The organism is Sphingobacterium humi (genome assembly GCF_009768885.1).
Classification (GTDB): Bacteria; Bacteroidota; Bacteroidia; order Sphingobacteriales; family Sphingobacteriaceae; genus Sphingobacterium; species Sphingobacterium humi.
Genome location: NZ_WSQA01000008.1, coordinates 170599 through 185385 on the forward strand (window position 1 = coordinate 170599; position 14787 = coordinate 185385).

Consider the following 14787-nt stretch of genomic DNA (forward strand, 5'->3'; position numbering starts at 1 on the left):
ATTTTACCATCTATGGTCACGGAAATACTTATCATTCTTATCCTCATTATCCTTAACGGAATTCTTTCCGCCTCAGAAATTGCCATCGTATCCAGTAGAAAAGCCCGCCTGCAAGCGGCCAGCGAAAAAAACGCCGGCGCAAAGACGGCCCTGGAACTGAAAGATAACCCCAACAATTTTTTGTCAACCGTCCAAATTGGGATTACCCTCATTGGTATTTTGACGGGATTTTTCTCGGGGGGCTCCATTTCTACCTTTCTTGCCGAACAAATGCTACAGGTGGAATTCCTGGCACCCTACGCCAACCAACTATCGGTTATTTTAGTGGTTTTAACCATTACCTACCTTTCCTTGGTTATTGGTGAACTTGTTCCGAAACGGATTGGTATGGCCATTCCGGAGAAATACGCCTCCCTTATTGCGGTTCCCATGAACTTGTTGAGCAAGATTGTGAAACCTTTCGTCTGGTTGCTCAGCGTCTCTACTGACTTTATCGTGAAACTCTTTAATATTAAATCTTCCCAAAATGCAGTTACCGAAGAAGAAATCAAAGCTTTGGTGGATGAAGGCGTTGATAGTGGCGCTATTGAAGGGATTGAGCATGATATGGTGGACCGGGTATTAAGCCTTGGCGATAAACGGGCTATCAACCTGATGATTCACCGCGGAAAGGTGACTTACCTGGATATTCAAAAAACGTTTGAAGAGAATAAAAGCTTTATCTTGGATCGTGAGCATACGGAATACCCGGTATGTAATGGTAATTTCGACCATGTGATTGGTTTGGTGCATGTAAAAACCTTATTTAAGGAATACCTAAATAATGAGGAGCCTGATTTAACTAAACTCCTCCATCCTATTCCCTTTGTGAATGAGAATACCTACGCCTATAACGTGATGCAGAGCCTGAAGAATTCGCAGGTGATGCAGGCGGTGGTTGTGGATGAATACGGAAGCCCTCAAGGTATTATTACCATGGCTGATATTGTTGCTTCCTTGGTTGGTGGATTTAATTCGGCGGAGGATGACGAGAAGAAAACCATACGTAAGCGTGAAGATGGTTCTTTTGTTATTGATGGCAGCTACCAGCTGGATGACTTTATGGAGCTCTTTAACATTAACCTATCGGAAGAGGATGAAGATGAAATCGGGAATTTAACAACGGTCGCCGGTTTGGTATTTCTCTTGTTAGACCATATTCCGCAAGAAGGGGATCGCGTAGTCTATAAGAACCTGGATTTCGAGGTGTTGGATATGGATGGACACCGCATTGATAAGCTGATTGTGAAAATATTGGATGAGACGAATGACGAAACATCCAATATTGACTAAAATAGCTTAAGAAAGGTGTGAGTTGATCAATCGGATGAGCTCATGCTTTTGCTGCAAGCCGCTTTGTCGCCATACCTGATTACCATCTTTATACAAAATTAAGGTTGGCACTCCCTGTACCTGAAACTTGCTGGCTAGGGCTTGATTTTTATCGACATCGATTTTAATGATGTTCAATTTTTCGCCAAGCTCTTCTTTTACCTCTTTAAGAATTGGGGCCAACATTTGACAAGGGCCACACCAGCCTGCCGAGAAATCGACCAATACTACTTTATTTCCTTGGATTAATTCGTTGAATGAAGCCATGTTTTTCTAGATTTAACACGCCTGTGTAGCGTATGATTTATATACAAATATAGGGAATATCTGAGGATTAAATTGTCATTAAAGTGCTATACAAAGCGCTTCCAAGTCTTCGATGTCGCCACTGAACATATTGAGATCTACAGGACCTTTGATGCCGCGGACAGTGCCCTTTTCCGAAAACTGCCAGAAGTTCCAATGTTTCTTGGGTTTCTCGATCCAAAAGTTATAATTCGCAATCCATAGGGTATAATCGGCGAATTCCTTTTCCAGGAAATCTGCAAAATATTTGTCGCCTGAGTATAGGATGGGTTTCACCTCATAATGCTCCTCAACCAACAACAGCCAGCGTTTTAAGCCGACTTTCAGGCTATCCATCGACTGGTTTCGGGGCATCTCCTCAATATCTAATACCGGGGGTAGATCGCCGGCTTCCAATTTCACTGTTTTGATAAAGTTGCGGGCTTGCTTGGCGGAGTTTTCATTCGGCCGAAAATAGTGATAAGCCCCGCGCAACTTATTCTTTTCTTTAATGGCTTTCCAGTTTTTGTGGTACTTGGTATCCTTGGCCTTCTCGCCCATGGTGGCCCGAACAAAGATATAGTCGATTGGAAATTCCTCCTGAATGGTCAGCACCTCATCCCAAGATATTTCCCCTTGGTATTGGGAAACGTCAATGCCGTAGATTTTATCGTCATGACGCCGCATCAGCTCTTTATTGCGGATATCGTATTTACTGAGGTCCTCGCGTTCGACCTTATCCTTTTCAAACCATTTAACAAAGAGATAGGATATGCCGGCACGATGCTGCCAAGCAAAAATAAACAGCACCAGCAGCGCAGGAATGGCAATACTCCAGAGCAATAAATTCTTTTGAATTTGTTTGTCTGTTTGTACTTTTTTCTTGCCAGGTTTGCTGCTTTTTGCCATAATGGGTTTTATCATGACTTAGTCATGGTGCTTAGTCATTAGTTTTTTTTATGACTTTGTCATCGTCTTGTCATGGTGCTGTCATGGTGAGCGGAGACGAACCACGAACGACTGGTACGTCAGTACAATCATCCATACCTGATAGTTAAATATAAAATTATTGCTATAACACGCTGCTAATCAATATTATAATGTTTATCACCTATACTGACGTACCAGTCGTTCGACTCCGCTCACCATGACAGCACTAGGACAAAGTCATACGTTACTCTCCCTTCTAAACCACAATATTAATAATCTTACCCTTCACAAAGATGATTTTCTTCACTGCTTTGCCTTCCAAGTACTTCTGCACGTCGGCATTTTCTTTGACGATGGCTTCTACGGCGGAGGCATCGAGGTCTAGGGCTAATGGAAGGTTCATCTTCATTTTACCGTTGATGGATACAGGGTAAGCAAATTCACTTTCTACCAAGTATTGCGGGTTAAATGTTGGGTATTGGGCGTAGGAAATACTTCCGGCTTCATGACCCAATTGGCTCCAAAGCTCTTCGGTGATATGCGGTGCATAAGGTGCTAACACAATTAATAAATCTTGGAGGATCTGCCGTTTGTTGCATTTCAGATCGGTCAATTCATTCACACAGATCATAAAGGCGGATACCGACGTATTGAAGGAGAATCGTTCAATATCTTCTTCTACCTTTTTGATGATTTTATGCAGAGCTTTGAATTCTGCTTTGCTTGGTTCCTCATCGGAAACATTAAAGTTACCTTCGCTATCGTGGAAGAGGCGCCATACCTTACGTAAGAATTTATATACGCCTTCGATACCATTTGTATTCCAAGGTTTTGCCTGTTCCAAAGGACCCAAGAACATTTCGTATAAACGTAACGTATCCGCTCCGTATTGGCTGATAATATCATCCGGATTTACCACGTTGAACTTAGACTTTGACATCTTCTCCACCTCAGTGCCACAGATGTACTTTCCGTTTTCTAATACAAATTCCGCATTGGCATAATCAGGACGGAAGGTTTTAAATTTCTCTAAATCTAATACATCATTATGCACGATATTTACATCCACATGCAAAGGAATCGTATTGTACTGCTCTTTCAAGCCTAGCGAAACGAAGGTATTGGTACCACGACCTTCTGCATCTAATACGCGATATACAAAGTTCGATCGCCCTTGGATCATCCCTTGGTTGATTAGCTTTTTGAAAGGCTCTTCTTCATTATGATAACCCAAGTCTTTTAAGAACTTATTCCAGAAGCGTGAGTATAGTAAGTGACCTGTAGCATGCTCAGAACCACCGATGTATAAATCTACCGCTTTCCAATAATCTACGGCTTCAGGGGATGCGAATTTCTGTTCATTCTTAGGATCCATATAGCGGAACCAGTACCAAGAAGAACCTGCCCATCCCGGCATGGTGCTTAATTCATATTCATAAGCATCTTGGTATTTCCAGTTTTCAGCACGGCCTAATGGTGGCTCGCCACTTTCTGTCGGCAAGTATTTATCGACTTCCGGAAGAAGCAAAGGCAATTCTTCCTCCTTAATTAAATATGGAAGGTTGTTTTTGAAATAAACAGGCACCGGTTCGCCCCAGTAGCGCTGGCGACCAAAGATAGCATCGCGCATACGGAAGTTTACCTTCGCCTTCCCTAGCTTCAGGCTTTCTAAGCGCTCGATTAAAGCGGGTACAGCTTCCTGGTAGTTCATCCCATTGATAAAGTCGGAGTTGATGTATTTTCCATCTTTGTTAGGGTCGGCAGCTTCTTCGATTTGTTGCGAATCTGAAATCGGGATAATCGGCAAGTTAAAGTGCTTAGCGAATAAGTAATCGCGTTGATCACCGGAAGGTACAGCCATTACAGCGCCTGTTCCGTAGCTTGCCAATACATAGTCGGCAATCCAGATCTGCACATCTTCACCTGTTAAAGGATGCTTTGCAAAGGAACCTGTGAAAGCACCGGAAACAGTTTTTGCATCCGCCATCCGGTCTAATTCTGATTTCTTCGCTGTTTTCTCAATATAAGCCTCTACTTCTGCACGTTGCGCATCGGTAGTTAAAGCGGCAACAAACTCGTGTTCTGGTGCCAACACGACGAAACTTACGCCGTAGATGGTATCTACACGGGTTGTGAATACTTCAATATGATCGTTTAGTTGTGGTACAGGGAATTTAACGCTAGCACCGACTGACTTACCAATCCAGTTGCGTTGCATCTCTACCAAAGGCTCGGGCCAGTCGATATGTTCCAAGCCGCGTAAAAGACGGTCGGCATAGGCGGTAATGCGCATTGACCATTGCATCATCTTCTTCTGCTCGACAGGGAAACCTCCACGTTCGGAAACACCATTGATCACCTCATCGTTGGCCAATACAGTCCCTAGTGCCGGGCACCAGTTTACAGTACTTTCACGTAGATAGGCTAAACGGTATTTTAATAATTCTTCTTGCTGTTGTTCTTCCGAGAAAGCTTTCCATTCGTCTGCCGTAAAGCTTAACACTTCTTCATCTGACTCGGCTTGAACACCTTGAGATCCAGTCTTTTCAAAGTGTGCAATTAAACTAGCGATAGGTTCTGCTTTATCGCTGGCTTTATTATACCAGGCATCGAAGGATTTCATGAAAATCCACTGTGTCCATTTATAATAATCGGCATTGGAGGTTCGGACTTCCCGCGACCAATCGAAGGAAAAGCCGATGTTATCTAACTGCTCTCTATAGCGTTGAATATTGGTTTCCGTGGTAATGGCAGGGTGTTGTCCGGTTTGGATGGCATACTGCTCGGCCGGCAATCCAAAGGAATCATAACCCATCGGGTGCAGCACATTAAAGCCTTTCAGGCGCTTGTATCGGGAAAAAATATCGGAAGCTATGTAGCCTAGTGGGTGGCCCACATGCAAACCTGCCCCTGAAGGGTAAGGAAACATGTCTAACACATAGTATTTCGGTTTTGCTGTAGACTCCTCAGTTTTAAAGGTTTGATGGTCTGCCCAATACTTTTGCCACTTTTGCTCAATAGATTGATGATTATACTCCATGATTGTCTGTAAGAAATATATAAGAGATGCGAAAATAGCGATTTTAGGCCAATAAAGCACAAAAGTTTTTTATTCTATACAATAATTTCGGATATTCGTTGTTAGAAATTTAGAGGAAGGAAATATTTCAATATCCGGTAGGTTTTAGCGTAGTTTATTACATTAAATCTTCTGAGAATCATCTGAAATATGTACTTTCGCATCAAGTAAATAAAAATACTATATGTCAGTGATCGAACAGGGTTCACCAAGAAAAAAAACAAAATCGGTTTATATTTCTACAGTTATCAGTATTGCACTGGTATTATTGATGACTGGTCTATTAGGGCTTATTCTAGTCCACGCCAAGAACCTTTCCCGCTATGTTAAAGAGAATATCGTGCTGAATGTTATTGTCAATGACAATGTGAATGAAGGCGATGTGCTTACCTTACAGAAGGATTTAGAGAAAGATCCGTATGTATTGCGCTCTGAATATGTGAGCAAGGAGCTTGCGGCTAAAAACCTGAAAGAAGACCTAGGCGAAGACTTCGTGGAGTACTTAGGGCATAACCCACTCCTACCGTCGATCGATATCTATATGAAGGAACAATACGCGAACAGCGATAGCATCCAGACGTTTATTGATAAAATCGGAAAGAATAGCCGTATTAAAGAAGTGGTTTACCAGGAGTCTTTAATTGATATGGTAAATAAGAACATCCGGGTAATTGGGATTGTTATTTTAGCTTTCACGGTTATCTTATTGATTATCGCTGTAGCCTTAATCAATAATACGATCCGATTAGCCATTTATTCGCAGCGTTTCTTGATAAAAAGTATGCAACTTATTGGTGCGACTAAGAACTTTATCCGTCGACCATACATCATGTACGGTATAGCCCATGGGTTGATTGGCTCTTTGATTGCCATTCTGCTCCTAATTACGACCTTACATTTTGCGCAGAAGCAAGTTCCTGAATTGGTATTCCTTCGCGACTGGTTCGAGTTCGCCATGATCTTTATTTTTGTGATTGCCCTGGGTATTATTATTGCCGGCGCAAGCACCTATTTTGCCGTGACCAAATATCTACGTGCTAAATCAGCAAGTTTATATAGATAATCAATTGTTAATCTACAGCTAATGAGCCAAACAGTTAAAAAGAAAACAAATACCGAACTGGCAAAAGGCCACTTTGTCTTCCAAAAGATAAATTATCAATTATTCATCCTCAGCATGGTTATTGTTGCTATTGGATTTATATTAATGATGGGTACTGAAGACATTTACAGCTTCAGCAAAATTACCCTAGCGCCGCTAGTGGTTGTGGCAGGTTTCGCCCTTGGATTTGTAGCCATTTTATATAAACCTAAAAAGAACAAAACAAACCAGGGCTAATGAATTATTTTGAAGCTATTATTATTGCGATCGTTGAGGGATTAACGGAATACCTCCCTATTTCATCAACGGCTCATATGGGCTTTACGGCCGCCCTGATGGGGATGGAAGAAAGCGAATACCTTAAGATGTTTCAGGTTTCCATTCAATTCGGTGCTATCCTATCTATCGTTGTGCTCTACTGGCGTAAATTTTTCGATCTTAAGAACCTCAGCTTATACCTAAAGCTTGCTATCGCTGTAATTCCAGCCTTAGTATTAGGGAAGCTATTTGACGATAAGATTGAAGCCGTATTGGGCAATCAAGTAGCTATTTCGGCCGTATTGGTATTGGGTGGTGTTATCTTGTTGTTTGTAGACAAATGGTTTAAGAATCCTACCATTACCGACGAGAAGGATATTCCGATTAAAAAGGCTTTAATTATTGGTTTTTGGCAATGTTTAGCCATGATGCCGGGAACATCGCGTTCTGCAGCCTCTATTATTGGCGGATTGACGCAAGGCTTAAGCCGCAAAGCCGCAGCTGAGTTTTCGTTTTTCTTAGCCGTGCCTACCATGCTTGCCGTGACGGTTTACTCCATTTTCGTAAAAACATGGGGTGAAGGAACGCCGCAAGCACAAAAAGGTTATGAGATGATTATGGCCAGCCAAGAGAATATCATGGTATTTATTATCGGAAATATTGTGGCTTTTATTGTGGCCATGATTGCTGTGAAGACTTTCATCAGCGTATTAACCAAATACGGATTTAAATTCTGGGGTTGGTACCGCATTATCATAGGGATTGTTTTATTGTTCTATTTCTGGAACCAATAAGATTATACAACGTATTTTATAAATAGGACAGCCAGGCTGTTCTATTTTTTTTGCCCACGGCCTTTGCTCCTCTTTTGCTGGCCATAAAATTTCCATAAGAACGTAAATACTAGACAGTATATTCGAGGAAGCCCAATAATATTCTTATTTTTGCAGGAAATTTGAGGCAAACCAACAGATTCCAGCAAATCTGGTTGCTGCTAAAAACACAATTGAATGAAGCAAGTGCGTAACTTACACGAAGATACAGACTTTAACTTTGCCACTGGCGAAGTATTATTGATCGATAAACCCCTAACCTGGACCAGCTTCGATGTAGTCGGAAAACTTAGAAATACCTTAAAACCCTTGAAATTAAAAGTTGGCCATGCCGGGACATTGGATCCTTTGGCAACAGGCTTGCTGATTGTTTGTACCGGTAAAATGACCAAGCAAATCGACCTGTTTCAAGCGGAAGATAAAGAATATACTGGAACCATAACCATTGGTGCTACTACCCCATCCTACGACTTGGAGACCGTGATTGAACAAATTAAGGATTACAGTCACATTACAGAAGCGCAGGTGCATGCGGTGGCCGCTAGTTTCCTAGGCGATCAAGACCAATACCCACCAGCGCATTCTGCCATTAAAATAGATGGAGAACGCGTGTATGAGAAAGCCCGTCGCGGTGAGGAAGTAGCTCTAAAATCGCGTCGCGTACATATTACCACCTGTGCCATAGAAAAGATTGAATTTCCAGTGTTGCACTTCCGTATCCAATGTAGTAAAGGAACCTATATCCGTTCTATTGCGCATGACTTTGGTGCTAAGCTTGGCGTAGGTGCTCATTTATCCAGCTTACGTAGAACAAAAAGCGGCGACTTTGATGTTGAGAAGGCTTGGAATCTTCCGGAACTTATCGAGTTGATAAAAGAAAAAAAGGACCTAAACCTCCTGAAATAAACAGCATATACCACACATGAAAATATATAGAAATCTGGACGAATTTGAACCATTGGATTATGCCATCGTAACGATAGGTACATTTGATGGCGTGCATGTTGGCCACCAGAAGATTTTAAATAAGATCACCGAATTGGCGAAGCATAATACCGGAGAGTCGGTATTATTGACCTTCTTCCCTCACCCGCGCTTGATTATCAATCCGGATGATGATAGCCTTCGTCTTATCAATGATATTGAAGAGAAGGTGGAACGCTTGGCCCTTGCCGGCATTGATCATTTAATTATTACACCCTTTACCCGCGACTTCTCGAACCAGAGCCCGGAGGAATATATTTCCAACGTGTTGGTGAATAAGATTGGCTGTAAGAAGATTGTTATTGGCTATGACCATCACTTTGGTAAAGACCGTAAAGGCACCATTAAGGAGCTTATCCATAATGCGAGTATCTTCGATTATACCGTAGAGGAAATTCCGGAACAGGATATTGAGGATGTGGCTGTCTCTTCGACACGTATTCGTGAATCCTTGATCAAAGGTGATATTGACACGGCGAACAAATACTTAGGCTATCCTTTTGAACTGACTGGCACCGTTATTCGGGGCGATCAAATCGGTCGGGAGATTGGATTTCCTACCGCAAATCTGCATGTGCATGAAAGCCATAAATTGATTCCGGCCTACGGTATCTATGCGGTGGAGGTTGAAATATACCCGCGTGCCTGTGATATTGAAACCGGAGAATACTTCCAACCGGAACCGGAACGCATCGCCAAAGGCATGTGTTACATCGGTACCCGCCCTACCGTAGATGGCATGACCAGAAAGATTGAGGTCAACCTTTTAGATTTCAACGATGACTTATATAGCAAGACTATCCGGGTAAAATTCCTCTCCTTCATCCGGCACGATCAATGGTTTGAAAGCTTAGACCTGATGAAAGAACAGATTAAAAAGGACGAATTAATGATTCGGGATTTCTTCCAGAATGCGTAAGTAAGTCTGGATTACGCAAAGAATAAGACAAGGGAAATACACAAGATATTAAAAAAGCATCGTTTATTAAACGATGCTTTTTTAATGTTTTATAGGATAGCTTACCATCTACCACGGACATCATCATAATGTCTTGATTTTTTACCTTTTTTCTTTTGTTGCCCTGGGGCAAATTGTTTAGCCGATTTCTTTCCGTAAATCTTCTTAGCTTGTCCTGGTGGCATCTTTTTGCCTGAGTGATGATGATGCGAATAACAGGATACTGCTGTTAAAGCCATCATTACTACCATAATTAATCCAATAATACGTTTCATAAGTTCATTCTTTATTCTACTATACGTTTAACCAAATATCAGGCCATTATTGATAATAGACTTAAAACGTTAGCGAAGGATTAATTATCAGATAATTGATAAAGGGCATGTAGCTTCGCATGCGGCAGGATAAAAAAGCCATGCAATTGAAGTCCGTTTGTTGTTCTAGCACGACCTTCCAGGCGTATTTTCTCCCAACGATCAAAGAATGGCAGCCATCCTAAATGTTTGATAACTGAAGCATTTTTCTGATAAGTCAGGTTAAACACTGTTTTAGCCTTTTCGAAGGTAGCTGTCTGCCCTGCAACTGAATCTGTAGACAGACTGATGATATCACCTTCGGATTTCCGGTTGAATTTATAAAACAACTTTTCAGGAAGGTAGCCCAGTAAATGCGGCGAAGCTTTTAAACGAACCAGTAGATTCGGTGCATCCACTTCCTGCTCCTGCTTCACTTCCTTCATTTCAAAGTTATCGTCGTATTCGTAGGAAATAATAGTTTCCATCTGTTTGACATCCTTTGGCATCCATTGCAAGTCAATATAGCCACCATAATATTTGTACAGGCTATCTACAGGCACCTTTAAGTCTTTCCATAAACTATCCTTTGCTTTCAACCAGGCACTTAGGTCGGCATCGAGGTAAGCATGCAATACAGGGTTTCCGGAAACTGCCAAAGCTTGCGGGGCATCCGGGAATCGCCATTGCTCGGAGCTAAAGAAAGCATCGGCATGGATGCTGCCATTCTGAAAGTCCATACTGATCCAATCTTTGTTGCTGCTGGTCCATAAGAGGTCATTGCCATGTTGATCGGCATGCTTGCTGGTCCAACTATGTGCCGGAATCCAATCTTGTTGGGTACTGTTCAGGAGCTCCAACATGCTGGCCGAGCGATCTGTACTATCCTTCCCTATTGCAAATATTACCTGCGATTCATTGTATAGAAACGCTAGTTTCTTTTGCTGGTAATAGGTAAATCCGCCGTCTAGTGGCCTTGCAATGGAATCCAGGTCTTTGGCTACGTAAGTTTGGATAAAGCGTTTGAAGCGGTCTATATTACCGATATTCTGGATGGTATAATAGGTTTCTGCATTCGAGCTATCGGCAAACAGGTAAAGCATGGCCGGAATCTTCATTCCTGTGCGCCACAGCTTTTCACGTTTCCTGTCAGCAGAATCCTTTTCAGCGAAAAAGTAAGTATTCGGGTTGCTGATGGCATTTCCCATTAATTCCATGAACAGACCATCTACATTTACCTGTAAAAGGGCCGTTGTATGCTTTGGTATAAGGATATCCTTCGCCTTGGAGGCGCGAATTTCTTTATAAATAAAAAGACCTATAGCTATGCCAGCTATAAGTCCTATCAGGGTATAACAAATCTTTTTAAGCAATCTCATGCTGTTAATCTTCTAATTCCATAGTCCAATTATTGATCAAATCTACTAAGAAAGATAATGCATTTCCTTTTTTATGTGGAAATTCTATCGACAGCTCCCCTTTCATGCTGTTTCCTTTAATTTTATCTGTGATCATGTGTATATTGCCATACTCCGTCATGTTATCGATGGTTTTTCCCATCGCTCCAGAAATAGGAAGATCCATCGGTTCTAGGATTTCTGGCAATTTCTTGGAATTGAACACAAAAGCAACAGGTTTGTTTTTAACCAGTTTTAAGAATTCCTTGTTCGCCGTTCCTTTGTAACTGTTGTCTTTAATAGCCTGTAGCTTCTCGAGATTATTGCCTAAATAGACAATACCTTTATGGATCAATAAATAAGGGGTAATTCCATCACTTTTCCGGGTATCGACTTCATATATGCCACCATTATCGATCATCCCTTTCTCCCGAACAGCAACTTTAATTAATCTTTCGAAAATACGGGTATCCTCAGAAGAGAACATCCAAAGGAACTCAGGAATACTCTCCATTTTTGTTTTTTCTACTTCTTTATAGTTATAGTCGGCATCATACTCGTAATCGGTATAGGTAATTTCCTTCTGCGTTACGCCATTAATAACGATCAGGTTATCTCCTTTAAATACTTTGGCGATGGCCTTTTCATCCAACATCACGTCGAAGATATTGCTGAATAGATCGATGATCTCGGTATATCTATTATCGGTATCACCCCCATAAACACGGGCAACAAGATTCGGCAAGTGATTCAAGTAAGCTTCTGTATTAAAGTTGACGGTCAGAAAGCCTAAAGCATTTTCATCAAGGAACTTATAAAATGAAGGATTCATTTTAATCTTATACATATCCTTGTAGATTTTCGACATTTCTTTATCCAATTCTACATCTGCTATAAACTTTAATTTATAACCCTCTACCACGGCTGCACCGCTTACGCCTTCATAGCCGTAATCAAAAGTCGGGCGCATTCCGAAAGCACTATACAAGACGTCGGTTGGGTAATAATATTTGTAAAGGTCTTTTATTTTATCAATATGGAAACGCATAAGTTCATTATCCTTGATATTGCGAATTGATTTCGATTTATAAGACCCTAATTTCCCGGCAATTAAATCGTTCAACTTCTGATCGACCCATTGCGATACCAGTACATTTTTTATGGAATCATTATGTAGTTGTACTTTGCGGTATTCCAGGTAATAGTCGTCTTGATATTCGTCTTGTTCAAGCACAGAGTCTATATACGTAAATTCATCTGTTTGCGGTTCAATTCCTATGGTACGTGGCGCCGGAATGGTATCAATTTCTACCATGGTTTCCGCTTCTTCTGCCGCTTCGGTGGCAGCTTCTGCGGCTTCAACCACTTCTTCCGCTATTTCAGTTTCTTCCGGATCCCATTCTTCCCAAGTGGTAGATACGGTATCTGCCGGTTCGGCAATGTCAATATCCTCTAAGTCATAAGCTTGATCTACTTCATCCTGTAGTCCAAATCGCTTCTTAACATCTTCTTGCCTAAAGAAAGGATCCATGGCTAGACCGCCTAAGATGTAGAGTGTTTTATCGTCCCAGCTCACTCTTGCCGTACGGTCACTTGAATAAATGGTCGACAAGCCGTTCACTTGTTCAATTTTCTTCCCTTTGGGCAAAATAGACTCAAACTGGCTTCTGTTGTTCAACGGAAACAAGGCACCAATATACTGCACAGAATCGGTACTGATGGAGTTGATGTAGGCATTCGATTTGATGTCTATTCCCATCTCTTCGATATGATTGGCTTGGACAGGATTGTTCTTCCCGATGAGGTTTTTAAAAAATCCTAATCGGCTTAAAATGGTATTTACTTCTTGAGCATCGGCATGTTTAAAGAAGGCTTTGCCGTTGAGGGCGAAAACCATATTCGATTCTGCGGGCACTTTATTAATTAAGTCCTGGGCAAAGGATGGACTCGCCATTCCAATTGCGCTGGCTATCAGGGCTAATTTTAATGTATTCATGGTTATATATTTATCAGATCTACGTTTATGTTTAAAAATATAGGCTGTTTGCCAGGCTAACCTTACCGTTAATCAGGTTTGGAATGCTGGCCTTTAGCATCACCGCTTGCTTATTAGGTGATAATTTCCCGGCAGTATTGGTTTGTTTCTGTACCGGTTTCTGAAATCGGTAAATACTGGTGTAAAAAGCCTGATCGAATGACTTTTGATTCTCAGGCTTCAATTTATTGAACTCTTTCTTTGCATCAGGACTTAAGCGATAAGAACGAACAAAAGATTTCTTTGAGGCATCATATGCATAGGAAGAATAGTCGTTAAACTTAGATTTAAAGTGTAATGCTAAGGTTTTGGTATATGCATTTAAGGCTTGTACATCTTGGAAGTCGCAAGAAACACTAGCAATGTAATTATCAAAGTCTAATCGATGGTTGACATTTGAAATACCCTTGGTATTTTTCAGCAAGGCCACCACAGTATTGATTTCTTTTCTAATTTCGGCCTCCGAAGGGATTTTGAAGCCATCAATTTTATCAAGCTTCATTAAGGATGCGGCCTTTGTTTTACTTTTACTGAGGTTTAAGGTCCCTTTTATAGATCCGGAACCGTTGGCTTTCATATCAATTTCTTCAACGATATCGAAGCAGGAACTTAAACTAAAAGTCGTTAATAGCAAGATTATTAAATAAATCAGTTTCTTCATTTTATAAATATCTAGCGAAAATAATAAGTTTTACGCAATACCCACATCACTGGTTTCAGTGATTTTTTTAAACTTAGGATTTTCCACCTAAAAAACACATGTTATTCCTACGAGAATTATATAATATAGCAAGACAGCTACCCCTAAAACCTTATTTTTGCGCAAAATAAAAGGGTAGACTTCGGCCTACCCTTTTATTAAATGATTAAAATATATTAATATTCGTACTTCTCTATCGATTTGATTTGATTATTACCTTCCGTAAAAACTAAGGTTGGCTGATAGGTATCTGCCTCCTCCGGACTTAATTGCACGAAGGAAAGAATATGCACCGTATCGCCTAATTTTGCATGCAGCGCCGCACCACCATTCATACATACCTCACCACTCCCCCGTTTTCCTGGCAACACATAGGTCATAATCCGACTGCCATTTACGGCATTATTAATATAAACCTGTTCGTATTTTTTAATGCCGGCGGCGTCTAATAAATCAGCATCGATGGTGATAGAGCCATTATAGGCAACATTGGCCTCAGTTACTTTTACGGTATGAATTTTAGCTTTTAAAATTGTTAATTCCATGTACTTATTCGTATTTA

Annotated in this window: 14 protein-coding genes; 6 read left to right on the plus strand and 8 right to left on the minus strand. The window is 41.1% G+C overall.

Annotation, left to right across the window (positions count from 1 at the left end; all coding sequences use genetic code 11):
* The first annotated feature begins 12 nt into the window (after positions 1-12).
* A complete protein-coding gene (locus tag GQF63_RS12130; RefSeq protein ID WP_160369498.1) occupies positions 13-1332 on the plus strand; it encodes a hemolysin family protein in 1320 nt (439 codons plus the stop codon).
* Between the two features lie 6 nt (positions 1333-1338).
* Here GQF63_RS12130 and trxA read toward each other — a convergent pair whose 3' ends face one another.
* The 3 genes from trxA to leuS all read right to left on the minus strand — a co-directional run bounded on the left by trxA (position 1339) and on the right by leuS (position 5626).
* Positions 1339-1638, minus strand: coding sequence for a thioredoxin (gene trxA, locus GQF63_RS12135; protein WP_160369499.1), 300 nt, complete (start codon positions 1636-1638; stop codon positions 1339-1341).
* A 78-nt stretch (positions 1639-1716) separates the two neighbouring features.
* Positions 1717-2580 (minus strand): GH25 family lysozyme, encoded by an 864-nt coding sequence (locus GQF63_RS12140; RefSeq protein ID WP_160369500.1) that lies wholly within the window; start codon positions 2578-2580, stop codon positions 1717-1719.
* Between the two features lie 262 nt (positions 2581-2842).
* Entirely contained in the window at positions 2843-5626 is a 2784-nt protein-coding gene (gene leuS / locus GQF63_RS12145) for a leucine--tRNA ligase (RefSeq protein ID WP_160369501.1), read from the minus strand.
* Between the two features lie 223 nt (positions 5627-5849).
* Here leuS and GQF63_RS12150 point away from each other — a divergent pair, with 223 nt between their 5' ends.
* The 5 genes from GQF63_RS12150 (at position 5850) to GQF63_RS12170 (ending at position 9761) form a co-directional block, all read left to right on the plus strand.
* Complete coding sequence (locus GQF63_RS12150) at positions 5850-6728, plus strand: cell division protein FtsX (protein ID WP_160369502.1); 879 nt, start codon at positions 5850-5852, stop codon at positions 6726-6728.
* Positions 6729-6749: 21 nt separating this feature from the next.
* Positions 6750-7004: a DUF3098 domain-containing protein gene (locus tag GQF63_RS12155; protein WP_160369503.1), complete on the plus strand. Its 255-nt coding sequence runs from the start codon at positions 6750-6752 to the stop codon at positions 7002-7004.
* A complete protein-coding gene (locus GQF63_RS12160; protein WP_160369504.1) occupies positions 7004-7819 on the plus strand; it encodes an undecaprenyl-diphosphate phosphatase in 816 nt (271 codons plus the stop codon). The genes GQF63_RS12155 and GQF63_RS12160 overlap by 1 nt, the downstream gene beginning before the upstream one ends.
* Positions 7820-8035: 216 nt before the next feature.
* Positions 8036-8764: a tRNA pseudouridine(55) synthase TruB gene (gene truB, locus GQF63_RS12165; RefSeq protein ID WP_160369505.1), complete on the plus strand. Its 729-nt coding sequence runs from the start codon at positions 8036-8038 to the stop codon at positions 8762-8764.
* A gap of 16 nt (positions 8765-8780) precedes the next feature.
* The gene (locus GQF63_RS12170) at positions 8781-9761 is read left to right on the plus strand and encodes a bifunctional riboflavin kinase/FAD synthetase (RefSeq protein ID WP_160369506.1); all 981 of its coding nucleotides are present in this window, start codon (positions 8781-8783) and stop codon (positions 9759-9761) included.
* A gap of 101 nt (positions 9762-9862) precedes the next feature.
* Here GQF63_RS12170 and GQF63_RS12175 read toward each other — a convergent pair whose 3' ends face one another.
* The 5 genes from GQF63_RS12175 to panD all read right to left on the minus strand — a co-directional run bounded on the left by GQF63_RS12175 (position 9863) and on the right by panD (position 14770).
* Positions 9863-10075: a quinol oxidase subunit 4 gene (locus GQF63_RS12175; RefSeq protein WP_160369507.1), complete on the minus strand. Its 213-nt coding sequence runs from the start codon at positions 10073-10075 to the stop codon at positions 9863-9865.
* Between the two features lie 80 nt (positions 10076-10155).
* Entirely contained in the window at positions 10156-11472 is a 1317-nt protein-coding gene (locus GQF63_RS12180; protein WP_160369508.1) for a hypothetical protein, read from the minus strand.
* Between the two features lie 4 nt (positions 11473-11476).
* Positions 11477-13486: a DUF4836 family protein gene (locus GQF63_RS12185; protein WP_160369509.1), complete on the minus strand. Its 2010-nt coding sequence runs from the start codon at positions 13484-13486 to the stop codon at positions 11477-11479.
* Between the two features lie 31 nt (positions 13487-13517).
* Positions 13518-14186 (minus strand): hypothetical protein, encoded by a 669-nt coding sequence (locus GQF63_RS12190; RefSeq protein WP_160369510.1) that lies wholly within the window; start codon positions 14184-14186, stop codon positions 13518-13520.
* A 215-nt stretch (positions 14187-14401) separates the two neighbouring features.
* A complete protein-coding gene (gene panD / locus GQF63_RS12195; protein WP_160369511.1) occupies positions 14402-14770 on the minus strand; it encodes an aspartate 1-decarboxylase in 369 nt (122 codons plus the stop codon).
* Positions 14771-14787 lie beyond the last annotated feature (17 nt).